The 22,112-nt window shown below is 71.4% G+C and carries 20 protein-coding genes; 9 read left to right on the top strand and 11 right to left on the bottom strand.

What is annotated here, in order from left to right; translation table 11 throughout:
* Position 1: 1 nt before the first annotated feature.
* Positions 2 to 868, top strand: a complete 867-nt coding sequence (locus tag OG959_RS00390; RefSeq protein ID WP_326655884.1) for a helix-turn-helix domain-containing protein — start codon at positions 2 to 4, stop codon at positions 866 to 868.
* 18 nt (positions 869 to 886) lie between these two features.
* Here OG959_RS00390 and OG959_RS00385 read toward each other — a convergent pair whose 3' ends face one another.
* A complete protein-coding gene (locus tag OG959_RS00385; RefSeq protein WP_326655882.1) occupies positions 887 to 1,747 on the bottom strand; it encodes a methyltransferase domain-containing protein in 861 nt (286 codons plus the stop codon).
* Between the two features lie 28 nt (positions 1,748 to 1,775).
* Between OG959_RS00385 and pdxR the strand changes: the two genes are divergently transcribed.
* Positions 1,776 to 3,287, top strand: coding sequence for a MocR-like pyridoxine biosynthesis transcription factor PdxR (pdxR, locus tag OG959_RS00380; RefSeq protein ID WP_326655880.1), 1,512 nt, complete (start codon positions 1,776 to 1,778; stop codon positions 3,285 to 3,287).
* A 256-nt stretch (positions 3,288 to 3,543) separates the two neighbouring features.
* On the opposite strand, the gene OG959_RS00375 is transcribed toward pdxR, so the two are convergent.
* From OG959_RS00375 to OG959_RS00350, 6 genes are read right to left on the bottom strand one after another with little or no spacing between them, the layout of a single operon-like run.
* Complete coding sequence (locus tag OG959_RS00375; protein ID WP_326655878.1) at positions 3,544 to 4,527, bottom strand: fumarylacetoacetate hydrolase family protein; 984 nt, start codon at positions 4,525 to 4,527, stop codon at positions 3,544 to 3,546.
* Positions 4,528 to 4,559: 32 nt separating this feature from the next.
* The gene (locus OG959_RS00370; RefSeq protein ID WP_326655876.1) at positions 4,560 to 5,492 is read right to left on the bottom strand and encodes a VOC family protein; all 933 of its coding nucleotides are present in this window, start codon (positions 5,490 to 5,492) and stop codon (positions 4,560 to 4,562) included.
* 4 nt (positions 5,493 to 5,496) lie between these two features.
* A complete protein-coding gene (locus OG959_RS00365; RefSeq protein ID WP_326655874.1) occupies positions 5,497 to 6,495 on the bottom strand; it encodes an amidohydrolase family protein in 999 nt (332 codons plus the stop codon).
* Positions 6,492 to 7,634, bottom strand: a complete 1,143-nt coding sequence (locus OG959_RS00360) for an FAD-dependent oxidoreductase (RefSeq protein ID WP_326655872.1) — start codon at positions 7,632 to 7,634, stop codon at positions 6,492 to 6,494. The genes OG959_RS00365 and OG959_RS00360 overlap by 4 nt, the downstream gene beginning before the upstream one ends.
* A gap of 23 nt (positions 7,635 to 7,657) precedes the next feature.
* A complete protein-coding gene (locus OG959_RS00355) occupies positions 7,658 to 8,620 on the bottom strand; it encodes a cyclase family protein (RefSeq protein WP_326655871.1) in 963 nt (320 codons plus the stop codon).
* Positions 8,617 to 9,618, bottom strand: coding sequence for a fumarylacetoacetate hydrolase family protein (locus OG959_RS00350; RefSeq protein WP_442805521.1), 1,002 nt, complete (start codon positions 9,616 to 9,618; stop codon positions 8,617 to 8,619). The genes OG959_RS00355 and OG959_RS00350 overlap by 4 nt, the downstream gene beginning before the upstream one ends.
* Before the next feature lie 264 nt (positions 9,619 to 9,882).
* Here OG959_RS00350 and OG959_RS00345 point away from each other — a divergent pair, with 264 nt between their 5' ends.
* The 3 genes from OG959_RS00345 to OG959_RS00335 all read left to right on the top strand — a co-directional run bounded on the left by OG959_RS00345 (position 9,883) and on the right by OG959_RS00335 (position 13,349).
* On the top strand, positions 9,883 to 11,160 hold the full coding sequence (locus OG959_RS00345; protein WP_326655868.1) for a TerD family protein: 1,278 nt from the start codon (positions 9,883 to 9,885) through the stop codon (positions 11,158 to 11,160).
* 96 nt (positions 11,161 to 11,256) lie between these two features.
* Positions 11,257 to 11,895, top strand: a complete 639-nt coding sequence (locus tag OG959_RS00340) for a TetR/AcrR family transcriptional regulator (protein ID WP_326655866.1) — start codon at positions 11,257 to 11,259, stop codon at positions 11,893 to 11,895.
* Entirely contained in the window at positions 11,892 to 13,349 is a 1,458-nt protein-coding gene (locus tag OG959_RS00335) for an MFS transporter (RefSeq protein ID WP_326655864.1), read from the top strand. Before OG959_RS00340 ends, OG959_RS00335 begins: the two co-directional genes overlap by 4 nt.
* Here the strand turns inward: OG959_RS00335 and OG959_RS00330 are convergent.
* Together OG959_RS00330 and OG959_RS00325 are read right to left on the bottom strand one after the other, a co-directional pair.
* The gene (locus tag OG959_RS00330) at positions 13,304 to 13,879 is read right to left on the bottom strand and encodes a GNAT family N-acetyltransferase (protein ID WP_442805520.1); all 576 of its coding nucleotides are present in this window, start codon (positions 13,877 to 13,879) and stop codon (positions 13,304 to 13,306) included. The genes OG959_RS00335 and OG959_RS00330 overlap by 46 nt on opposite strands.
* A gap of 28 nt (positions 13,880 to 13,907) precedes the next feature.
* On the bottom strand, positions 13,908 to 14,114 hold the full coding sequence (locus OG959_RS00325) for a hypothetical protein (RefSeq protein ID WP_326655862.1): 207 nt from the start codon (positions 14,112 to 14,114) through the stop codon (positions 13,908 to 13,910).
* 311 nt (positions 14,115 to 14,425) lie between these two features.
* On the opposite strand from OG959_RS00325, the gene OG959_RS00320 reads away from it, so the two are divergent.
* Positions 14,426 to 16,240 carry an ABC transporter ATP-binding protein gene (locus tag OG959_RS00320; RefSeq protein WP_326655860.1) on the top strand — a complete coding sequence of 605 codons (1,815 nt, stop codon included), beginning with the start codon at positions 14,426 to 14,428 and terminating at the stop codon, positions 16,238 to 16,240.
* 67 nt (positions 16,241 to 16,307) lie between these two features.
* Here OG959_RS00320 and OG959_RS00315 read toward each other — a convergent pair whose 3' ends face one another.
* Positions 16,308 to 17,291: a helix-turn-helix domain-containing protein gene (locus OG959_RS00315; RefSeq protein WP_326655858.1), complete on the bottom strand. Its 984-nt coding sequence runs from the start codon at positions 17,289 to 17,291 to the stop codon at positions 16,308 to 16,310.
* Positions 17,292 to 17,482: 191 nt separating this feature from the next.
* Here OG959_RS00315 and OG959_RS00310 point away from each other — a divergent pair, with 191 nt between their 5' ends.
* The 3 genes from OG959_RS00310 (at position 17,483) to gap (ending at position 21,042) form a co-directional block, all read left to right on the top strand.
* Positions 17,483 to 18,895, top strand: coding sequence for an aminopeptidase P family protein (locus tag OG959_RS00310; protein WP_326655856.1), 1,413 nt, complete (start codon positions 17,483 to 17,485; stop codon positions 18,893 to 18,895).
* 80 nt (positions 18,896 to 18,975) lie between these two features.
* The gene (locus OG959_RS00305) at positions 18,976 to 19,932 is read left to right on the top strand and encodes a GlxA family transcriptional regulator (protein ID WP_326655855.1); all 957 of its coding nucleotides are present in this window, start codon (positions 18,976 to 18,978) and stop codon (positions 19,930 to 19,932) included.
* A 111-nt stretch (positions 19,933 to 20,043) separates the two neighbouring features.
* Positions 20,044 to 21,042 carry a type I glyceraldehyde-3-phosphate dehydrogenase gene (gene gap, locus OG959_RS00300; RefSeq protein WP_219569391.1) on the top strand — a complete coding sequence of 333 codons (999 nt, stop codon included), beginning with the start codon at positions 20,044 to 20,046 and terminating at the stop codon, positions 21,040 to 21,042.
* A 69-nt stretch (positions 21,043 to 21,111) separates the two neighbouring features.
* Here the strand turns inward: gap and OG959_RS00295 are convergent, their stop codons facing one another.
* Positions 21,112 to 22,110, bottom strand: coding sequence for an NEW3 domain-containing protein (locus OG959_RS00295; RefSeq protein ID WP_326655854.1), 999 nt, complete (start codon positions 22,108 to 22,110; stop codon positions 21,112 to 21,114).
* Positions 22,111 to 22,112 lie beyond the last annotated feature (2 nt).

Here is a 22,112-nt window from a genome sequence, read left to right as displayed (position 1 = left end):
CATGACGCCGACCGGGAGTGAAGGCGGCGACCCGGCCGCCTGGGATGTCGCACGTCCCCGGCGGCCCGGCAGGGTCGCCGGGGCGGACATGGCCGGCTTCGGTGTCCCCGGCCGGCTGGCGGGCGGCCTGCGGGTGGTCCCGCGTCCGGCCGTGATGCTGGTCCTCGAGGTCGGTGCGTGCCGGGCCGTCGTGGACGACGGCGCAGGGCGGCGGCACCGGGGGAGTGTCGTCGCCGGGCCAGGGTTCGGCGACGGAGGTGCGGTACGGGCGTGGGGCACGCGGGTGGAGTGCGTGCAGGTGCGCCTGTCCCCGGTGGTCGCACGCGCGGTTCTTGGCGTGTCCCCGGTTGACGTGGCCGGTGCGATGGTGGTCCTCGACGACCTGTGGGGCCGGGACGCGGCAAGGATTCGTGAGCAGTTGGGCGAAGCCTCCTCGTGGGAGGAGCGCTTCGCGTTGACGGACGCGTTGCTGGCCCGACGAAGCGACGCGCGGTCACCGGTGGATCCCGAGGTGGCCCATGCCTGGGACCGGATCGTCGCCGGCCGAGGTCTCGTCCGGATCGGCGCGCTGGCCGGCGAGCTCGGATGGAGCCGCAAGCGACTGTGGTCGCGGTTCCACGCGCAGCTCGGCATGCCGCCCAAACGTGCCGCCCAGCTGGTCCGATTCGACCATGCCGCCCACCGGCTGGTCGCAGGTGAAGGGGCTGTTCAAGTCGCTGCAGAGGGCGGCTACTTCGACCAGTCCCACCTGCACCGGGATGTCATGGCCTTCACCGGACTCACACCGGTGGCCGTGGCCGGTGAGCCGTTCCTGACCATCGACGACACCGCATGGCCGGCCGCGGAACGTCCGCACCCCCGCCCTTGATCCGGTATCCCGGTCCGGTCAGTTCCCGTCCCGGGACGGTGGATTCACGGCGACGCCTTTGAAGAACGTGTAGTGGAACGTTCCGTCGTGCTCGGCGGTGCGGCGCAGGTCGGCGATCCCCTGCTCCCACTCGGCGGTGGTGGTGAGTGAAGCGGCCAACGCCTTGTCACGGACGGACGCGATCATGGCGATGAAGGTGTTGCGGGTGAAGCCTTCGACCAGGGCGGGCAGGGTTCCGTCGGCATAGACGGTGAGCGGGCGGACCGCGACCTCGTCGAATCCGGCGCCGGCCAGCAGCGGCTGGACCCGCCGGCCGAGCTGCGCGTCACCTCCGGCCGACGCCTGGAGGCGAACCTGGCAGTCGATCGCGGCGCGGGCCAACGCGCTGTCGGGGTGGAAGAACGCCGAGCCGTGGTCCCCCTCGATCACCGTGATGGTGCCTCCGGGCCGCAGCACACGCCGCAGTCCGGTCAGTGCCCGCCGGGGATCCGCCAGGTGTTCCAGGACGAAGCACACGAAGACATGGTCGAACTCCGCGTCGGCGAAGGGCAGGTCGTACACGTCGGCGCTGCGCCACTCCACCTGGGCGTTTGGCGCAGACCCTGCGACACGGGTGCGGGCCCGCGCGAGGGACTCCTCGGACCGGTCGACCGCGACAATGTGCGCCCGGGGGCTCGACCGGAGCAGATGGACGGTCTGGGCGCCGATCCCGCATCCGAGCTCCAGCACCCGGCTGCCCGCGGGGTAGGCCGTGCCGGCGTGCAGCAACTGGGCCAGTACGTCCGCCTGGTCGCCCAACCGCCGTCCCTCCCGCGGCGAGTAGCCGTGCACGTAGTCGCCCGCCGGCACAGGGGCGGAAGGGGTCGTGGCTGTGTTCATGGCCCCACTCTGTGCCCACAATGGTCCGATGAACAGATCCAATGAGGATGCTCCCGGTGGGGCCATAACGCCCGGGGCCGACTTCCTTCATCTGGCCATCGACGAGGCCCCGGGAGGCGGGAAGTCCGACTGGCTGGCCCGGCAGATCCGGCGCGCTCTGGCGGACGGCCGCCTGCCGGTGGGCAGCAGGCTGCCGGCCACCAGGGTCCTGGCCGGTGAACTGGGCGTATCGCGCGGCGTGGTCACCGAGGCGTACCAACGCCTGGTCGAGGACGGGCACTTGGACGGACGGGGACGGAACGGAACGATCGTTGTCGGTGCCCCCGCGCCGGTGACGAGGGCGACCGGTTCCGCCATACCGGCCGGTCCGCCGTCACCGCGTTCCGTGTTCACCGCGGCGCCCGGCACGGAGATCTTCGACACGATGCGCAGGGCCCGGGCGCGCATCGACCTCTCCCCGGGGCTCCCCGACCTCGCCGCGTTCCCGCGAGCGGCGTGGCTGCGTACCGAACGCCGTGTCCTCGACCACCTCGCGGCATCCGACCTCGGGTACGGAGACCCACGCGGCACGCCGGCGCTTCGCCTGGCCATCGCCCACTGGATCGCCCGGAACCGCGGCATCAGGGCGGACCCCGACGAGGTCCTCATCGTCGCGGGCACCGCCCAGACGCTCACGCTCCTCGGACGGGTGCTGCGCGACGACGGCATCTCCGCGATAGCCGTGGAGGATCCCGGTTCCCTCGGAGCCCGTCAGCATCTGCACAACTGCCGGCTGGACACCCCGCCCGTAGCAGTCGACTCCGAAGGCGTACGCGTCGATGAGCTGCGCGCCACGGGTGCGCCGGCCGTACTCCTCACACCCGCCCACCAGTTCCCCACCGGCGTCGTCCTCCGGGGCAGCCGGCGCAGCGAACTGACGTGCTGGGCCCGCGAACACGGCGGACTGATCATCGAGGACGACTACGATGCCGAGCACCGCTACGACCGGACACCGGTGCCCGCACTGCGGTCCGTGCTGCCCGAGAACGTCTTCTACGCCGGAAGCGTCTCGAAGCTCCTCGCACCGGCCCTGCGCATCGGATGGGTGCTCGCCCCGCCGAAGTACCGCGAAGCGCTGGTGGACGCCAAACGCTTCGCCGACCTCGGCAACGCCGCCCTGCCGCAACTCGTACTGGCCCGGTTCATGGAATCAGGTGCGATGGAACGCCAACTGCGCCACCTGCGCAGGCATCACCGCCACCGCAGGGACGCCATGATCGAAGCCATCGGCGCCCACCTGCCGAGCGCGACCGTGCACGGCGCCGCGGCCGGTCTGCACCTGACGATCACCTTCGACGCCGAGTTCGCCGACACGGAGATCGCGGCCATGGCGCTGGACCGTGACGTGAAGGTGCACCCCTTGTCGTGGCACAGCCAGCGGCCCCACCGCCCGGGACTGGTCCTCGGCTACGCGGCGAGCACACCCTCGGACATCGCCGAGGGGGTGGCGGCACTCGGCGAAGTGCTGCGGCACGGTGGTGCGAGCCGCCCCGGGGCGTGATGCCCGCGAAACAGGGGCCTGAGCCGGCCCGGTGGCCCAGCACGGGCAGAGCCAGGGCGACCCCCTCGGGTGCGGCCTTGCGATCAGGAAGGCCATGGTGGCCGTGAAGTCGTCGAGGAAGGCACGGAACGGCCGCGGCGGGCGGTCGACGGGGCGGAAGAAGTCGTCCCGGTGAACGGGGACGACGCGCCGGGCGCCCGTGGCTCCGCCCTCGCTCACGTGAGCTGTCACCGGGCCCGGCCCGGGTGTCATGACGTCAGTATCCGTCTCCCGGCCGTTCCCGGCCCCGGCGCCGGCCTGCCGGCAGGGGGTGGGGCACCGTACCGGGGACGACGGTGCTGGTGAGTGTGGAGAGGCCCTCGACGGTCAGGCTGACGGTGTCACCCGGTCGCAGGGGAGGCGGCGTCCGCTCGCCGCGCAGGCCCCAGAGTTCCGCGAGGCAGCCGCCGTTGCCGCAGGTCCCCGACCCGAGGACGTCGCCCGGCACGACACGGGTGCCGCGGGACGCGTAGGCGGTCATCTCCTCGAACGTCCAGCTCATGTTGGACAGCAGGTCCGTGCCGACCGTCACACCGTTGATCTCCGCGGTGAGCGCCAGACGCAGGAAGCCGTCCACGTCCCGGAACGGCTCCAGTTCGTCGGCGGTGACCAGGTAGGGCCCCAGGGTGGTCGCGGTGTCCTTGCCCTTGCAGGGACCGAGGCCGACCTTCATCTCCGCCGACTGCAGGTCGCGTGCGGACCAGTCGTTGAAGACCGTGTACCCGACGATGTGGTCGCGGGCCTGCTCCGGGGTGAGGTCACGGCCCTCCCGGCCGATGACCGCACCGACCTCGAGTTCGAAGTCCAGGACCGCCGAGCCGGGAGGCACGGGCACGTCCTGGCCGGGGCCGTAGACCGCGTGCGGATTGGTGAAGTAGAACGTCGGCGCCGCGTACCACTGCTCGGGCACGCCCGCCACGCCGTCGACGGACCGGCGTACCCCCTCGACGTGCTCCTCGAACGTCACGAAGTCCCGTATGGAGGAGGGCTGGAGGGGCGGAAGCAGCCGCACCTGCGACACCTGCGGACCCGCCGGCGCGTCGAGTGCCGCCGCACCCGCGGCAAGCAGTCCGGGAAGGCCGTCGGTCTCCCGGAGCAGCGCGGTGAGCGAGGAGACGCCCGGCAGCGGGAAGAGGGTGCCGTCCTCCTCCACGACGGCCACTCGGTGGCGGTGCTGATGCTCGTAGGAGGCGAAACGCATGACAGGGCTCCTGGAGGACAGGGGCGGGGGGATCAGACGGGCGGGGCGACGAACACACCGCGGTCGGGGTCGTTGAAGGACTCCTTGGCGACGATCTCGTTCATCGCGTTGGCGGTGCCCCACTGGTCGGTGACCTCGGGCCTGGAGAAGTCGTAGACGTGCGGGTGCCAGGTGTCCTCGTCGAGATTCTCCAGCTCCGTCGTGTACTCCACGGTGTTTCCGTGCGGGTCGAGGAAGTACGTGAAGGTGTTGTCGCCCGCCAGGTGCCGGCCGGGGCCCCAGATCTTCTTGAAACCGGCCCGCATGACCCGGCCGGAGCCGCGCATGTACTCGTCGATGCCGCGCATCTCGAAGGAGACGTGGTGCAGGGCGGTGTGCGGGCCCTGGGCGATGGCCATCGAGTGGTGCTGGTTGCTGATCCGCATGAAGTGCATGACCTCGCCCATGTGCGGGGAACTGAGCGTGTCGGAGAGCGCGAAGCCGAGGTGCCGCTCGTACCACGCCCGAGTGCGGTTCAGGTCGGGGGAGTTGAGGACGACGTGGGACAGCTTGACCGGGATGGCCTCCTTCTCCTCGATCTTCCTGTGCTGCCGGACGTCGACATCGGCGGAGACCTCGATGGTGCGGCCGTCGACGTCGAAGAAGCGGAAGCCGTACCCGCCGCCCGGGGTGTCCACCTTTCCGGGCCGGCTGACCAGCTCCACGCCGCCGGCGAGCAGCCGCTCGGCGAGGGTGTCCACGTCGGCCGGGTTCGCGGCGCCGTAGGAGACGAGGTCGAGACGCTTCTCCTCGGCCCTGCGCAGCCGTACGACGTAACTCTCGGGGGAGCCCTCGGCGGCGAGGAACGAGATCCCGGAGTCCTCGGCGACCTTGGTCAGGCCCCACACCCCGGCGTAGAAGTCGAGCTGCTTGTCGTAGTCGGGTACGGCCAGGTCCACGTGGCGCAGATGAGTGAGCAGGCGCATGAGGTCAGTCCTTCCGGAGGAGGGCGGCGGCATTGCCGCCCCGGACGGCGTGGAAATCGGAATCGGTGAGCCGTGCGGCGCGCAGCGCGCCGACCGGGTCCTCGCTGCCCATGTCGAACGGGAAGTCCGAGCCGAGGAGCACCCGGTCGGCCCCGGCGGCACGGACCAACTCGCGCAGCACGTGCGGGTCATGGACGAGTGAGTCGAAGTACAGGCGCCTGAGGTAGCTGCTGGGCAGGTGGGCGCAGCCGGCTCCCGCGTCGGAGCGCGTGGACCAGGCGTGGTCGGAGCGTCCGATGTGGGTGGGCAGATAGCCGCCGCCGTGGGCCGCGATCACCTTCAGCCCCGGGTGGCGGTCGAGCACCCCGGAGAAGATGAGATGGGAGAGCGCGACCGCGTTCTCCGTGGGCTGGCCGACGGTGTTGGACAGGTACCACCGGTCCAGGCGCTCATCGAGCGTGCACCCGAAGGGGTGCAGGAACAGCACCGCGCCGCTCTCCTCCGCCCGGGCCCACAGCGGTTCGTACGCCGGGTCGGACAGCTCGCGCCCCGGTGCGTGACTGGAGATCTCCACCCCGAGCAGCCCGTGTCCCAGGGCGTCGTCGAGGGCTTCGACGGCCAGGTCCGGGTGCTGGAGCGGCACGAGGCCAAGCCCGCGCAGCCGGTCCGGAGCCGCCGCGCAGTGTGCCGCGGTGGCCTCGTTGGCCAGCCTCCAGACCTTCTCCGCGGTCTGCTCGTCCGCCCAGTAGTGGTAGTGCGAAGGAGACGGGCTGACCAGCTGTACATCGACTCCCTGCCGGTCCATCGCCGCGAGGCGCACGGCGACGTCCGTCATCGCCGGGATGCGTGCGCGGACCATCGGCCCGTTCACGGCGAGGGCCTCGGCACCGTTGCGCCGGGCGTCGAGTCGCCCGGCTTCGGCCAGGCCGGGCAGACCGGCCACCAGGGCCTCGATACCGGGGAGCAGGAGGTGCGCGTGCACATCGACGGTGGGCACGGTCACGGCAGCTCCCGGAGCATCGTCATGGTGCGGCCCATCAGGCCGGGTACGTCTGCGTCGCGTACCCCGTCCAGCTGCCACTGCCCGATCTGCACGGACGCTTCGACCACCGGGCGGACCCGGGCGATCCGTCGCTCGTAGTACTCCTGGAACAGGGCGTCGTCCCAGGTGTCCGCCCCGGTCAGCGACTGCGCGAGGACCCACGCATCCTCCAGCGACAGGGCGGCGCCCTGGGCGAGGGTGGGCGGGCAGCAGTGCGCCGCGTCGCCGATGAGCACGACCCGGCCGCGATGCCAGGACCCCTCGACCAGCATCCGGTCGAACCAGGTGTAGTTGACCTCGGCCGGGTCGGTGATGTGCCGGGTGATCTCCGGCCAGAAGCCGCCGTAGGCGGAGGCCAGCCGGCGCATCTCGTCCGCGTACGACTCCGGCGGGATCGAGGCGCGGTCGCGGTTGGCCTCGACGACGTAGGCGTACAGGGTGCTGTCGCTGGTGGGGCAGTATCCGGCGATGTACGCCGGTCCGCCGTAGGCGAGGTCGGTGCGGGTCACACCGGCCGGGCGGGGGGCGGCGATCCGCCAGATGGCCATGCCGGTCGGCTCGGGCTCGGCCGTGATACCGAGCGCGGAGCGCGTGCTGGAGCCCAGCCCGTCCGCGGCGATCACCAGGTCGTACCGGCCGTCGGAACCATCGCTGAAGCGGACGTGGACACCGTCGGCTTCCTGGTCCAGGATCTCGGCGGTGACGCCCAGGCGGACGGACGCGCCGCTCGTGCGCACGGCCTCGATCAGGATGCGCTGGAGCTGAGGCCGCTGCATGCCGACGGTTGCGGGAAGGTCGTCGCCGCCGCTGCGGATGTCGTCCTGGACATGGAGCACGGTCCCGTCGGGTGCCGTGATACCGACCGACCCGAAGCCGTAGCCGGACGCCTCGACCTGCTCCCACACGCCCAGCTCGCGCAGCACCCGCAGGGCGTTGCCCTGGAGGGTGATGCCCGATCCGGCGGCGGCGTTCCAGTCGTCCCTGGCCTCGATCAGGTGCACCTCGACACCGGCGCGGCGCAGCAGGAGCGTGACGGCGTTTCCGGCCGCGCCGCCCCCGATCACGAGGACCGGACGGGCCTCGTTGCGGGCTTGATTCATGGAGAACTCCCTTGTTCCTGAGGCTACTTGACAGCGATCGGGTTGACGGGCGATCCGACGGCGCCGGTGATCGGGAGGGGTGCGGCGGTGAGCCAGAACGCGTACACGCCATCGGCCGCGCAGTCCTCCGCGAGCGCGTCCAGGTCCCACATCTCACCGATCAGCAGCCCGATGTGGGGGATGGCGACCTGGTGCAGCGGCTGGAAGGCGTGCTCGAACTCGTTGGGCCGGACCTCGAAGCCCCAGGTGTCAGTGGCGACGGCGGCGATCTCGCTGCCGTGCAGCCAGCCGGCGGTGGTGAACGACAGCCCGGGGGCGGGACCGCCGGCGTAGTCGCCCCAGCCCTCGCGGCGGACCCGGCTGAGCTGCCCGGTGCGGACCAGGACGATGTCACCGCGGCCGACTTCGACACCTTGGGCCTCGGCGGTCCCCGTCAGGTGTTCCCCCGTGATCGCGAAGCCGTCGGGCAGTTCGCCGCCGTCCCCGAAGGCACGGCCCACGTCCAGCAGTACGCCGCGGCCGGCGACGTGCGGGGCCATGTGCTCGATGCCGGTGACCAGGTCTCCCTCGGAGGTGACGACCTTGCCGGCCGGCCTGCCGTTCCACGCCTTGCCGTGGTCGAAGATGTGGCCGAGCCCGTCCCACTGCGTGGAGCACTGCAGCGGCATCGTGATGACGTCGTCGGCACCCCCGAGACCGTGCGGGAAGCCCTGGAGCCCGAGGGCCGCGTCGGTGCCGGTGTCGAGCATCGTGTGCACCGGGTTGGTACGCCGACGCCACCCCTTCTGCGGCCCGTCCATGTCGAACCGCTGGGAGAGGGAGAAGCTGGTGCCCCGCCGTACGAGCGCGGCGCCTTCGCGGCGCTTGGCCGCGTCGAGGAAGTTGAGGGTGCCCAGTACGTCGTCCTCGCCCCAACGGCCCCAGTTGGAGCAGGCCTTCGCGGCCCGGGCGATCGAACCCTCGGGGTCGTGGCGGTCGAAGGTCACGAGGCGTCCTCCGCGACACAGCGCGTGCGCTGGGTGCCGAGACCCGTGACGGAGCCGTCCATGACGTCCCCGTCGCGCAGCAGCCGGCCCCAGTGCATGCCGTTGCCGGCCGGGGAACCGGTCAGGACCACATCCCCGGGCAGCAGCCGGGCGCTCTGCGAGGCGTACGACACCATGCGTGCCACGTCGAAGATCATGTCCGCCGTGGACTCGTCCTGCATGGTCTCGCCGTTCAGCTTCAGTACGAGCTGCAGGCCGCCGGGGTCGGCGACCGACGCGCTGGGCACGATCCAGGGGCCGAGCGGGGTGAAGCCGGGCGCGTTCTTGCTGCGCAGCCAGTCCGTTCCGATCTGCGGCATGTCGCGGCGGAAGACCGTGGCACGGTCGGTCAGGTCGTTGGCGATCGTGTACCCGGCGACGTACTCCAGCGCCTCCTCCTCGGACACCTGGTGGGCGGTCCGGCCGATGACCACCGCCACCTCCAGCTCCCAGTCGGGCTTCTCGGCCCATGAGGGAAGCGTGACGTCGTCGTACGGGCCCGTGATCGCGCTCGGCAGACCGATGAAGACGTACGGCAGGTCCTCGGCCGCCCGGCGGTCCATGATCTCCGCAGCCTCGGCGCGCCGCTCCTGTTCGGACCGGCCGTCGGCGGGGTCACCGTGCGCGACGTGCAGGTCGATGACGTGCTGCCGGTAGTTGGCGCCGGACTGGAACACCTGACGCGGCTCGACCGGAGCGTGGACCCGGAAGCCGGCCAAGGGCCGGAACTCCGGGCCGTCGTCGGCCGGTGCGGCCAGCGCGGCAAGTCGGGGCGCGGCAGTGTCCCAGATGTCCAGCAGCCCGCGGACGGTCAGACGGGGGTCGCCGAAGGCCGCGCGCAGGTCGAGTACCCGGGCGTCCGCCGTGACGAGCGCGGGGAATCGCGCTCCGTCCGGTTCCGACAGCGTGGCGAGGGCGAACGGTCCGGCGAACAGCGCGGACGCGGATTCAGGTTTCACGAACAAGTCCTCCTGATTGCGATGCGACCAATCTGTCCCAGCAGGCCATGATCAGGGAAATCGATTCTATGGATGATCGTCATCCATGCCGTTTATTCCCGCCGGTACGCATCCGGCCGCTGGAGACGGCCGACGTCGGCCGGCCCCGGGTCTTCCGGGATCACAACTTCCCCTGGAACAGAGGTAATTACGGAATTCGGGGCGGAGGAGGAGGTGAAGTTTCGTACGCTGCGAAAGTCGGAAAGGTCACGGGGAGGGACTTCCATGTCGTTGCGCAAGGGTGCCAACACGCCGGTGCGGAGTGCCCGTGTGCGGGTGGAGCTCGGGTGGCGCGAGGGCCCCGGCGTTCCTGATGTGGACGTGTCGGCACTCCTGCTGACGGCGGCCGGCAAGGTGCGCTCCGACGACGACTTCGTTTTCTACAACCAGCCAGTTCACCCCGGCGGAGCCGTCCGCCATGAAGGAAGGCGCCAGGACGGTGGCGGTGCGGTCGAGACGATCGACGTCGCCCTCTCGGCGGTGGAGCAGGAGATCGGGACCGTCGTGGTCGCGGCGTCCACGGAGGGTACGTTCGGCCGGGTGCCCGGACTGTTCGTGCGCGTGCTCGACGCGGTGAGCGGCGCCGAGACGGCGCGGTTCGACGCCACGGACGCCACGACGGAGACCGCGTTCGTGCTCGGGGAGCTGTACCGGCGCAACGGCGCCTGGAAGTTCCGGGCGGTGGGTCAGGGGTACGACTCCGGCCTGGCGGGGCTCGCGACCGATTTCGGGATCAGTGTCGACGAGCCCACGCCGCCCGCGCCGGTGTCCCTGCCGCGGCCGGCCGCACCCCCGCCGGTGACGGTGCCTCGGCCGGCCGCTCCCGCGCCACTTGCTCCGCCTCCACCCGTTCCCGTCCAGCCGGTGCGTCTTTCGAAGATCACACTGACGAGGACGGCGCCTTCGGTGTCGTTGACCAAGCAGGGTGCGACCTCGGGAGGGATGCGGGTCAACCTCTCGTGGAGCGCCCGCCGGCCACCGCGTGGCTGGATGAGGAAGGGGGAGGAGGCCGTCCGGCTGGAGGACGTCGACCTGGACCTCTCCTGTCTGTGGGAGCTCCGGAACGGGGCGACGGGGATCGTCCACCCCATCAACAACCAGTTCGGCTCGTTCGATCAGCCGCCGTACGTCCAACTCGACCAGGACGACCGGACGGGCACGAGTGACACCGGCGAGAACCTGATGATCAACCTCGATCACGCCGCCGAGATCAAGCGTCTTCTGGTGTTCGTGGTCATCTACGCCGGGGCGTCGAGCTTCGCGGGGCTGCACGGCGTCGCCACGTTGTATCCGCCCGTCGGCCCGCCGATCGAGATGCTCCTCGACGAATGCACCGTTCCGTCCCAGGTGGCCGCGATCGCGCTGATCGAGAACAACGGCGGGGAGCTGATGGTCCGTCGGGAGGCGAAGTACCTGTTGCCGCCGCCCGGCATCTTCAAGCAGCAGGCCGCGGATCTGGAGTACGGCTGGGGGCTGACGTGGCAGGGGGCGAGCAAGGACTGACCGGGCCGCGCCCCATCGTGCCGCCGGGGGGTCTCCGGGCCGATGGGGCAGTCCGGTGTAGACAGTGTCTACCACTTGCTGGTAGACACTGTCTACATGGAACGTGAAAGGTCTCTGCGGGAACGGCTGATCGACGTCGGCGTGGACATCGTCATGACCGACGGACCCGCTTCCCTCGGGCTGCGCGAGATCGCCCGCCGCGCGGGGGTCTCCCACGGGGCGCCACGCCGCTACTTCCCGACGCACCACGCCCTGCTCTCGGCGATCGCGCGACGGGGCTTCGCGGACCTCGCCTCCCGGTTCGAGGCGGCAGCGGACGAGGACGCGTCGCCGCGGGACCGGCTACAGGCGCTCGCACGGGCCTATCTCCGCTACGCCTCGGAGCACCGAGGCATGTTCGAGCTGATGTTCCGTCATGACCTGCTGTACAGCGGCGAGACGCAGCCGGCCGACCTGCCTCCGCTGCGCGAGTCGACCCTCCCGCTGTTCTCGCACTTCGTCGAGCTGGTGTCGCGCCACACGGCTGAGCGCGTGGCGGCCGGGCCCACCGCGCCTCCCGCTGTCATCGCGGCGGCCCTGTGGACCAATCTGCACGGCGTCGCCCAGCTGGGGGCGTGGGGCAGTCTGCAACTCGCCCTGGACGCCGCCTCCCCGGAGGCCGCTCCCGGTGACGACCCGGTCGACGGTCTCCTCATGGTGGTGCTCGACGCCCATCTCGGCCCGGTGAACGCGTGACGGGGGCGGCCGGGCGGCCTCGCATCGCGCTCCTGGCCGCCGTGGCCGGAGCGATGATCGTCGCGCTGGACGGCACCGTGCTGCTCGTGGCACAGCCCGACCTGCAACGTGATCTCGGGGCGACCGTGACACAGGTTCAGTGGACCAGTACCGGCTACCTCCTGGCCGTGGCCGTGGCCGCGTTCCTCGTCATCGCGGGGCGCCTGGGGGACAGGTACGGCCACCGGCGCCTCCTGTTCGCCGGCGTGCTCGGCTTCGGGGCGGCGTCGGCGGGCATCGCCTTCGCCCCGGGAGCCGGCTGGGTGATCGCCCTGCGCATCGCCCAGGGCGTGTTCGGCGCGCTCCTGCAACCGGCCACGCTCGCCCTGCTGAGGCTCGTGTACCCGCCCGACCGGCTCGGCGCGGCGGTCGCCCTTCGGACCAGCGCGATCGGGGTGGCGGCGGGGACCGGTCCGCTGCTCGGGGGCTTGCTCGTCGCGCATCTGGGCTGGCGGGCCGTCTTCCTGGTCAACGTTCCCGTCGCGCTCGCCATCGCCGCACTCACCCTGGCGGTGCGGGTGCCGGAGACGCCACGTGTCCGCGGCGGGAGGGCCGACCTCGTCACCGCGGCGCTCTTCGCAGCGGTTCTCGCCGTGCTGGTCCACAGCCTGGCCGGTGTTCCGGAGTACGGCTGGGCCGCACCGCAGTCGCTCCTCGGACTTGTTCTCGTCGTGTGTCTCTCGGTGGGGCTCGTCCTGCGTGAACGCCGCAGCGCGCACCACTTCGTGCCGTATGCCGTGGCGCGGTCGGTGCCGGTGGTCGCCTCGATGGCGATCCTGCTGGTCACGTCGGGCGGGATGTCCGGCGCGCTGTTCGTGTCCACCTTCGTCCTGCAGAACAGCCTGGGGCTCGACCCGCTCACCACCGGCCTGCGCGTTCTTCCGCTGACCGTGCTGATGGTCCTCGGCGCGCCTGCCGCCCACGCGATGCTCCGCCGGTACGGCGCCCGACGCGCCGCGATCACAGGGCAGGCTCTTGTCGTACTGGCCATCGTGGGCCTGTCCGCGCTCGGCCCGGCCAGTCCATGGGCGTGGTGGAGCGCGACGTTCGCCGTACTCGGTGCCGGCTTCGCCGTCGTCATGGTCACCGCCACCGGCACCGTCGTCGGCGACACGCCACCGGGCTACGCGGGGGTTGTCGGCGGACTCAAGCAGACCGCCATGAACGTCGGCCCGACGCTCGGCATCGCCGTGGCCGCCGGCACGATGCCGCCGCATCCGTCCGCCGCCCTGCTTCCCGGCGCGGGGCTGCCCGCGTCAGGCCCCGTCATGGATACGGCCCTGCTGGTCCTGGCCGCTCTCGCCGCGCTCGGGCTGCTGCCGGCGTCGCTCCTGCCGAAGGCCCGGAATGCCGCGTCCACCGCCGCTGGTCAACCCTGCCGGCGCAGGTCCAGCATGCAGAAGACCTTGTCGTAGCGGAGTTCACCGACGGCGACGAAGCCGGGCAGGCGGCCGTATTCGGTGAAGCCCAGCGAGCGGTAGAGGTGCAGGGCGCCGGTGTTGTCGCCACGGGCATCCAGGGTGAGGACCTCGATCCCCGCTTCCCGGGCGTCAGCGATCAAGGCAGTGGTCAGCGCCCGGCCGACGCCACCGCCGTGGGCGGCAGCATCGACCGCGATCTTCTCCAGGTCGGCGTGGGGCCGATGGGTCGGCCGGGCGTAGCGGAGCCAGTACCCCAGACCGACAAGCCGACCGCAGAGGTACGCGGCACGCAGGGACGCGTCCCCGGCCTGAGTGGCGGAGATGACGTGGCCGAGAAGTTCCGCCACCTCATCCCGTGAGGGAGGGTCGACCCAGCCGAGCGCGGCACCTCCGCTCACCAGGTCCGCCAGGATCCGGTGGGCGGACTCCGCGAACCGGACCTCCAGCTCCGGGTCGGAACTCAACGCCGAGGCGTCGAGGACGACGGGCTCAGGGGTCGCACCGCTGGTCATGGCCGGATTCATGACCGGCAGCCTAAGGGCGGGACAGCCCTTAGCCAGCCCTGGGCCCGGCAGAGTCCCCCGGCTCCGGCTCGTGCCCCCGGCCGGCGGTCGTCCCGGCGCCACCCGCGCCGTGCGCGACGGCTACCCGGCCCAGGGGACCTCGGTGGTGGAGAAGTTCGAACGCGATGGTCGTGCCGTCGCGCGACACGGTCGTCGACTTCACTGCGGCGTCGGCGTCGGCAGGGCTGGCGGACATGCTTCCTCGGATTCACTCGGCGGGCCCACCTGGCGGCTGTCGCACGGAAGACCGAATCCGGTCCGAGAAGTCATCGGTTGACCGCAGGCCGGAAAAAACGCTTGGACTCGGTAGGTGCGACGGCGGGACACTGGAGCCCCTCGCCCGACTCCTTCTCGTACTCACCCGGAACACCGCCGCGCGCCGTGTGCCGCAGGACCACCCCGGCGAGGGCACTCCACTCGAAACCGAAGCTCCGCGCGGCCGGTGGGGCAAGCGCCTCCTCCCGCAGCAGAACGTGGCGGGCGGCCGCACGACCACACAAGGTTGTTATGGGATCGCCTGAATCGCACGAAGCGCCGGGCAGGGGCTCCGTGCTCCTCGCACTTCGTTACTACGGAAGGGAACTGACCCGCCGAAAACGGCTGACCTTACCCGCGATGCTGATGCCCGCACTGGGCAACATCGGCATCAGCTACATCGCCCCGCTCGTCGTCGCGAAGCTCGTCGGTCACCTCGCCGGTGACGGAGACGACGACATCGGCTCGATGCTCCCCTACGTCCTCGCCTTCGCCGGCGTGCTGCTCCTCGCGGAGATCTGCTGGCGCGTCGGAGTGCACTTCCTCAACCGCCTCGACGCCCTCGGCATCGAGCACCTGTACGTGCAGGGCATGGACGAGCTCTACGCCAAGGACACCGCGTTCTTCCACGACAACTTCGCCGGGTCGCTGACCAAGCGGGTGCTGAGCTTCGCCTCCCGCTTCGAGGAGTTCGTCGACACGCTGACGTTCTCCGTCGTGGGCAGCTTCGTGCCGCTGATCTTCGGATCGGTGGTGCTGTGGCGGTACGAACCACTCCTCGTCGTCGTCCTGTTGACGATGATCGCCGTCACGGCGCTGTGCGCGGCACCGCTCATCCGCCGCCGGCAGGCTCTCGTCGGAAAGCGCGAGGAGGCCATCGCCCGGGTGTCCGGACATGTGGCCGACAGCCTGATGAACATGGACACCGTCCGGGCGTTCGCCGCCGAGGAGCGGGAGGCCGCCGAGCACCGCTCCCGCGTCGCGGAGTCGCGGCGGCTCACCCTGCGTTCCTGGGACTACGGAAACCTCCGCATCGACACGCTGGTCGCGCCGATGTCCGTGCTCACCAACGCCTTGGGCCTGCTGCTCGCCGTCGCCCTCAGCGGAGGCGGCAACGGCGTGGAGGCGGTGGTCGTCGCCTTCATGTACTACTCCAACGCGACCCGCATCATGTTCGAGTTCAACCAGATCTACCGCCGGCTGGAAAGCTCGATGACGGAGGCCGCCCAGTTCACCGAACTCCTGCTGACGCCGCCCGCCCTGCGTGACCCGGAGTCGCCTGAGCCACTGCGTTCCCGGGCCGCCGATGTCCGCTTCGAGCAGGTGACCTTCGCCCACGCGGGAGCGCCGCCGCTCTTCGAGTCCCTCGACCTGGCCGTGCACAGCGGTGCGAAGATCGGCCTCGTCGGCCGGTCGGGCGGAGGCAAGACCACGCTCAGCCGACTGCTGCTGCGGATGACGGACATCGACGACGGCAGGATCCTGATCGGCGGTCAGGACATCAGCAGAATGCGCCAGGCGGACCTGCGCAGCATGATCGCCTACGTACCGCAGGACCCGGCGATGTTCCACCGCACGCTGCGGGACAACATCGCGTTCGCCCGGCCCGACGCCACCGACGCCGAGATCCGTCGCGCGGCCAAGGCCGCCCATGTCACCGAGTTCGCCGACGCCCTGCCCGAGGGATTCGGCACGATGGTGGGGGAGCGGGGCGTGAAGCTGTCCGGCGGACAGCGCCAGCGCGTCGCCCTGGCCCGGGCGATCCTGCGCGACGCGCCGATCCTGCTGCTGGACGAGGCGACGAGCGCCCTGGACTCGGAGAGCGAGATCCTCGTCCAGGAGGCGCTGTGGCGGCTCATGGACGGGCGAACGGCGCTCGTGGTGGCGCATCGCCTGAGTACGGTCGCCACCATGGACCGGCTCGTGGTCCTGGACCGCGGGCGGATCATCGAGCAGGGCACGCACCACGAACTGCTCGCGTCGGAGGGTGCCTACGCCAAGCTGTGGCAGCACCAGTCCGGCGGTTTCCTCGAAGACCCGGCCCAGCCGAAGGCCGGCCTGGTCTGACCGGCGACGGCCGCGGCCGGGGCCCGCACACGGGCCCCGGCCGTCCCCACCCGAGGGACCGCCCCGCTCACAGCCACCCCGAGCGCTGCGCCTGCAACGCCATCTGGAACCGGTTCGCGGCACCCAGTCGCGCCATCAGGACCGACAGGCGGCGGAACAGCGTCCGGCGGCTGATGCCCAGTTCGCGGGCGATCACGTCGTCGCTCGCGCCGCCGGCGAGGAGCCACAGGAGCCGGCGGTCGGCGGGTGGCAGCCCGCCCGGCCGGGTCGCCCTGCCGTGGAACGGCAGGGCGTTCTGCCAGGACTGCTCGAACAGTGCCACGAGCGCCGAGAGCAGACCGCAGGGCTGCACGACCAGCATCGTGTTGTGCACGTCCGCCTCCTTGATCGACAACGACACGAGCGCGTACGCGTCGTCGATGATCACGAGCTTGACCGGTACCGACGCCAGCACCCTGGCCTGCTCCCCGGCCTTGACGCACGGCTCGATGACGTCCTGCAGATGTCCCGGATGCTCCAGTGACGCCCGCGAGTACACGACACGCTGCGTCACCCCGCGGGCCAGGGTGGCCAGCGCGTCGTCCGTCGCCCCGGGCAGCGGGAAGTACGGGGGTGACTCGAACTGCCGGATCTGGTCCCGGGCACTCGCCCAGGCCTGCCGGATCCTCGGGCCGACGGCGTCCCCGGTCACGACCTCGACGAGATGGTCGTTGTACGCGGCGAGCCGCTGCCGCCGGAACGAGTCGAACGCGCCCCCGACCGCGATGCGGGACTCCTCGACCTCGGCCGCGCGGTGCCGGGCCAGCACCTCGAGCCCCGCGGCGGGCGGCACCGGGGCCACCACGTCCTCGCCCTCCTCGGCGGCACTGGCCAGACCGGCGTCCACCAGCGCCGCGTACGCCGTGGTGACCTCCGCACGGCCGAGGCCGGCCGCGGACCCGATCGCGTCCAGCGGGGCGGGGGCCAGTTCCAGCAACGCCAGATAGACCTCGCTCGCCGCCGGGCCGATGCCCAGAAGCCGAAGGGCCTCCCCGAGTCTCACGTTCGTCATACCCGCCATTATCGACCGCTTCCGCCCGCGCCCTGGCCGATCTGTGCCAGTGGCGGCACTGGGCGCCACCTGCCAGGCCCGCGGGATACCGTCCGAGAGCCGCCGGCGGCAGCGAAGGCGGACGTCCGGAGGTCTCCCTTCGGCCCTGCCGCCGAGGAACCGTCCCGAAGAACCCGAAGAAGGAGCATGACGTGTCGAAAGGCCGAAAGAACGGTCTCTACTCAGGGATCTCCGAGGAACTGTCCGCCCTGATGCGCACCGGATGGGCCGACACCGAGCAGCACGACCTGCAGCCCGACGAGCAGGCCCCGCACGCCGCCCTCCGCCGCGCCGCGCTCTCCGCGCGCTTCCCCGGCGAACGCCTCGTGATCCCCTCGGGCAACCTCAAGGTCCGCTCCAACGACGACACCTATCCCTTCCGCCCGCACTCGGCCTACGCACACATGACGGGAGACCGCGCCCGGGACGGCGCGCTCGTCCTCGAACCGCGCCCGGACGGCGGCCACGACGCCTACTGCTTCCAGCTGCCGCGGGACAGCAGGGACAACGACGAGTTCTGGACCGGTCCCACCGCGGAGCTCTGGATGGGCCGGCGACGCTCCCTCGCCGAGTCGGAGCGCGTGCTCGGCCTGCCCTGCCGCGACGTCCGCACCGCGGCCGGCGACCTGGCGGCCGCAGCCGGTGTGCCGACCCGGATCGTGCGCGGTGTCGACCCGGTCCTGGAAGCCGCGGTCACCACCGACGAGGAGCTCGACGCCGATCTCGAAGAGGCCCTCAGCGACCTCCGCCTCGTCAAGGACGACTGGGAGATCGGCGAGCTCCGCAAGGCGGTGGACTCCACCGTGCGCGGGTTCACCGACGCCGTCGGCGAGCTCTCCGGCGCCGTGGCCTCGTCCGAGCGGTGGATCGAGGGCACCTTCCTGCGCCGCGCCCGCCTGGAGGGCAACGCCGTGGGCTACGGCACCATCTGTGCCGCGGGCGACCACGCCACGATCATGCACTGGACGGACAACGACGGCCCCGTGCGCCCGGGAGAACTGCTCCTGTTCGACGCCGGCGTGGAGACGCACACCCTCTACACCGCCGACGTCACCCGCACGCTGCCGATCAGCGGCACGTTCACGCCCGTGCAGCGCAAGGTCTACGACGCGGTGTACGAGGCCCAGGAAGCCGGCTTCGCGGCCGTCAAGCCGGGCGCCGCGTACCGCGACTTCCACGACGCGGCCCAGCGGTACCTCGCGGTCCGGCTGGTCGAGTGGGGCTTCATCGAGGGCCCGGCCGAGCGCGCCTTCGAGCTCGGCCTCCAGCGCCGCTTCACCATGGCGGGCACCGGGCACATGCTCGGCCTGGACGTGCACGACTGTGCCCAGGCCAGGAACGAGGAGTACGTCGGCGGCGCCCTGGAGCCGGGCATGGTGCTCACGGTCGAGCCCGGTCTGTACTTCCAGCCCGACGACCTCACCGTCCCCGAGGAGTGGCGCGGTATCGGCGTCCGGATCGAGGACGACCTGCTCGTGACCGCCGACGGCCACGAGAACCTGTCGGCCGGCCTGCCGCGCTCGGCCGGCGACGTCGAGGCGTGGATGGCCCGGTTCGCGGGCTGAGCACCGGCGAGGGATCCGGCCGCGCCGACGGGCCACGGCCTGTGCACCGGCGCGGCCGGGTCCCTCGTACCCTGAGTCCCGTGTCAGCCTCCCGTCTCCACCGCACCGCCGTCCTCGTCCTGGAGGGCGCGAAACCGCTCGATGTCGGGATCCCCGCGCAGGTGTTCACGACGCGCGCGAGCATGCCGTACGAGGTACGGGTGTGCGGCGCGGCGCCCGGGCTCGTGACCGGCGGCGACGGGCTGTCGTACCACGTCGCCGACGGTCTGGACGCGCTGGAATGGGCCGACATCGTCTTCATCCCCGGTTACCGGTTCCCGGACCGCGACGACCCGCCGCAGTCCGTCGTCGACGCGCTCGTCGCCGCCCACGACCGTGGCGCACGGCTCGCGGCCATCTCGACGGGTGCCTTCGCCCTCGCCGCCACGGGCCTGCTCGACGGCAGGCGCGCGACGACACACTGGCACTACGCGCGGGCGCTCGCGGCGAAGCACCCCCTCGTCCAGGTCGACGAGAACGTCCTGTTCGTCGACGAGGGCAGCGTCCTGACCTCGGCGGGTGCCGCATCCGGCATCGACCTGTGCCTGCACATCCTGCGTGGCGACCTCGGCGTGGCCGCCGCCAATCACGCGGCCCGGCGGCTGGTGGCGGCGCCCTACCGCAGCGGCGGTCAGGCGCAGTACGTGCCGCGCAGCGTGCCCGAGCCCCTCGGGGAACGCTTCGCCGCCACCCGGGAGTGGGCCCTGCACCGCCTCGGTGAGCCGCTCACCCTCGACGCGCTGGCCCGGCACGCGGCGGTCTCGCCGCGCACGCTCTCGCGCCGCTTCGTCGAGGACACCGGCTACACCCCGATGCAGTGGGTCATGCGGGCCCGCATCGATATGGCCCGCGAACTGCTGGAGCGCTCCGAGCAGAGCATCGAGCAGATCGCCGCCGAGACCGGACTCGGGACGGGGACCAATCTGAGGCTCCACTTCCAGCGCATCCTGGGCACCACCCCGAGCGAGTACCGGCGCACCTTCGCCCGGGCCGAGTAGCCCGGCACGTGGTGGCGCGATCCTTTCGAACCGTGGCGCTCACGCCGCTGCCACGACCGGGGTGCGGCGAGCGAACCTTGATGACGAACCGCAGGGACGAAGGGACACCCCATGACTCGCATCGCCATCAACGGATTCGGCCGCATCGGACGCAACGTGCTGCGCGCACTGCTGGAGCGCGACAGCGACCTCGAAGTCGTCGCCGTCAACGACCTCACCGAGCCCGCCGCTCTGGCGCGGCTGCTCGCCTACGACTCGACGTCCGGCAGGCTGGGGCGCCCGGTGACCCTCGACGGGGACGTCCTCGTCGTCGACGGCCGCCGCATCCAGGTGGTCGCCGAGCGCGATCCGGCACAGCTCCCGTGGGCCGCGCTCGACGTCGACATCGTGCTGGAGGCCACCGGACGCTTCACGTCGGCGAAGGCCGCCCGCGCCCACATCGACGCCGGTGCGAAGAAGGTGCTCGTCAGCGCGCCCTCCGACGGAGCCGATGTGACGCTCGCGTTCGGGGTCAACACCGACGCGTACGACCCGGCCCTGCACACGATCGTCTCGAACGCCTCGTGCACGACCAACGCGCTCGCGCCGCTGGCCAAGGTCCTCGACGAGCTCGCCGGCATCGAGCACGGTTTCATGACGACGGTGCACGCCTACACGCAGGAGCAGAACCTGCAGGACGGCCCGCACCGCGACCCCCGCCGCGCCCGCGCCGCCGGTGTGAACATCGTGCCGACCACGACCGGTGCCGCCAAGGCGATCGGCCATGTGCTGCCGAACCTCGAAGGCAAGCTGTCGGGCGACTCGATCCGCGTCCCCGTACCGGTCGGTTCGATCGTCGAGCTCAACACGACGGTGGCCCGCGACGTGTCGCGCGAGGACGTCCTGGCGGCGTATCGCGCCGCGGCGGACGGGCCGCTCGCCGGGGTCCTGGAGTACTCCGAGGACGCCCTCGTCTCGTCCGACATCACGGGCAACCCGGCCTCGTCGATCTTCGACTCGGAGCTCACCCGTGTCGAGGGCCGGCACATCAAGGTCGTCGCCTGGTACGACAACGAGTGGGGCTTCTCGAACCGTGTCATCGACACGCTCCAGCTCCTCGCCAACGGCTGACCGGCCATGGGGCCCCGCGGCAGGCGCTCGGCGCCTGCCACCGGGGCCCCGGCCGTTCGCGGAAGAGGCTCAGGGAGCGATCGCCATGGCGAAGAGGTGAACGTTCCCGTTGGCGGGCAGGACCACGAACTCGACCGTCCTGGACGGGTCCAGCGCGATGGAGTGGGCGAACACGCTGTACTTCACCGTGGCGTTGCCGTACCCGTCGGGCCGGTTGCGGCCGTCCGTCGACGTGACCAGGGTCGCGCCGTGGGCGTCGACCGGGTCGAACGACCAGTTGGGGAAGCCGAACGAGCCCGTGGTGGACGTTCCGTCGGTGTAGTAGACGGTGGCCTTTCCGGTGGCGCCGCTCCCGACGCCCGAGCCGAGGAACACCAGCTTCGACCCCTGGCCGGCCAGGGAGACGGCCTGCCCGGCACTCGCCACGTTGTCCTTCGTGCCGGCCGGCACGTCCGGCCAGGTCAGGGTTGCGCCCAGTGCGTCGACCTTCGCTCCGGGGGTCAGACCGGCCGCCGCGAGCTTCTGCGCCGAGAAGCTGTTGCCCTCACCGTCGTAGTTCCCTGCCGTCGTGGCGGACTCGTCGGTGATCGCCACACCGTTGTACGCCGCGGCGAGGTTCGCCTGCGGTGAGCCGGAGCGGTCGGTCCGGATGCCCGTGGCCATTCCGAGGCCGTCGCCGCCCTGGTAGGTGGCCGTCGCCGTGAACGTACGGATCACGAATCCTGACCGCTTCTCCGGCACCTGGATGTGGAACGTGGCGGTGGCCGAGGTACCCGTCGCGAAGGAGCCGGACACGCTCTGCACGGACGGCTGGACCGCCCATCCGACCGGCCCGGCGAACGACACCTTGAGCGAACGAAGGCGCTGCGGCGCGGAGTTCTTGACCGTGACCTTCACCGTCGAGATGACCGGCCCGTCGAGGTCGACGGGAGAGACGGTCACCTCGGTCTGCGACTCGGCGGCCGCGGCCGGCGGCGCGGGCGCGGCGGAGGCGGCCTGCGCGGGAACGAACAGGACCGCTGCCGCCACGACGGCTCTGAGCGGGTTGATCAGTCGGGCCGTTCTCATGG

The organism is Streptomyces sp. NBC_00385 (genome assembly GCF_035917155.1).
In the GTDB taxonomy this organism is placed as follows: domain Bacteria; phylum Actinomycetota; class Actinomycetes; order Streptomycetales; family Streptomycetaceae; genus Streptomyces; species Streptomyces poriferorum.
This window is presented reverse-complemented; position numbering and strand designations above follow the sequence as displayed.

Excerpts from the sequence above, each read along its gene's own strand:
- OG959_RS00325 (WP_326655862.1), bottom strand. The coding sequence starts at position 14,114 with ATGTCCGCCAGCCCTGCCGACGCCGACGCCGCAGTGAAGTCGACGACC.
- OG959_RS00295 (WP_326655854.1), bottom strand. The coding sequence starts at position 22,110 with ATGAGAACGGCCCGACTGATCAACCCGCTCAGAGCCGTCGTGGCGGCA.
- pdxR (WP_326655880.1), top strand. The coding sequence starts at position 1,776 with ATGAACAGATCCAATGAGGATGCTCCCGGTGGGGCCATAACGCCCGGG.
- OG959_RS00320 (WP_326655860.1), top strand. The coding sequence starts at position 14,426 with ATGGGATCGCCTGAATCGCACGAAGCGCCGGGCAGGGGCTCCGTGCTC.
- OG959_RS00315 (WP_326655858.1), bottom strand. The coding sequence starts at position 17,291 with ATGACGAACGTGAGACTCGGGGAGGCCCTTCGGCTTCTGGGCATCGGC.
- OG959_RS00345 (WP_326655868.1), top strand. The coding sequence starts at position 9,883 with ATGTCGTTGCGCAAGGGTGCCAACACGCCGGTGCGGAGTGCCCGTGTG.
- OG959_RS00385 (WP_326655882.1), bottom strand. The coding sequence starts at position 1,747 with ATGAACACAGCCACGACCCCTTCCGCCCCTGTGCCGGCGGGCGACTAC.
- OG959_RS00340 (WP_326655866.1), top strand. The coding sequence starts at position 11,257 with ATGGAACGTGAAAGGTCTCTGCGGGAACGGCTGATCGACGTCGGCGTG.
- OG959_RS00390 (WP_326655884.1), top strand. The coding sequence starts at position 2 with ATGACGCCGACCGGGAGTGAAGGCGGCGACCCGGCCGCCTGGGATGTC.
- gap (WP_219569391.1), top strand. The coding sequence starts at position 20,044 with ATGACTCGCATCGCCATCAACGGATTCGGCCGCATCGGACGCAACGTG.
- OG959_RS00370 (WP_326655876.1), bottom strand. The coding sequence starts at position 5,492 with ATGCGCCTGCTCACTCATCTGCGCCACGTGGACCTGGCCGTACCCGAC.
- OG959_RS00330 (WP_442805520.1), bottom strand. The coding sequence starts at position 13,879 with ATGAATCCGGCCATGACCAGCGGTGCGACCCCTGAGCCCGTCGTCCTC.
- OG959_RS00360 (WP_326655872.1), bottom strand. The coding sequence starts at position 7,634 with ATGAATCAAGCCCGCAACGAGGCCCGTCCGGTCCTCGTGATCGGGGGC.
- OG959_RS00375 (WP_326655878.1), bottom strand. The coding sequence starts at position 4,527 with ATGCGTTTCGCCTCCTACGAGCATCAGCACCGCCACCGAGTGGCCGTC.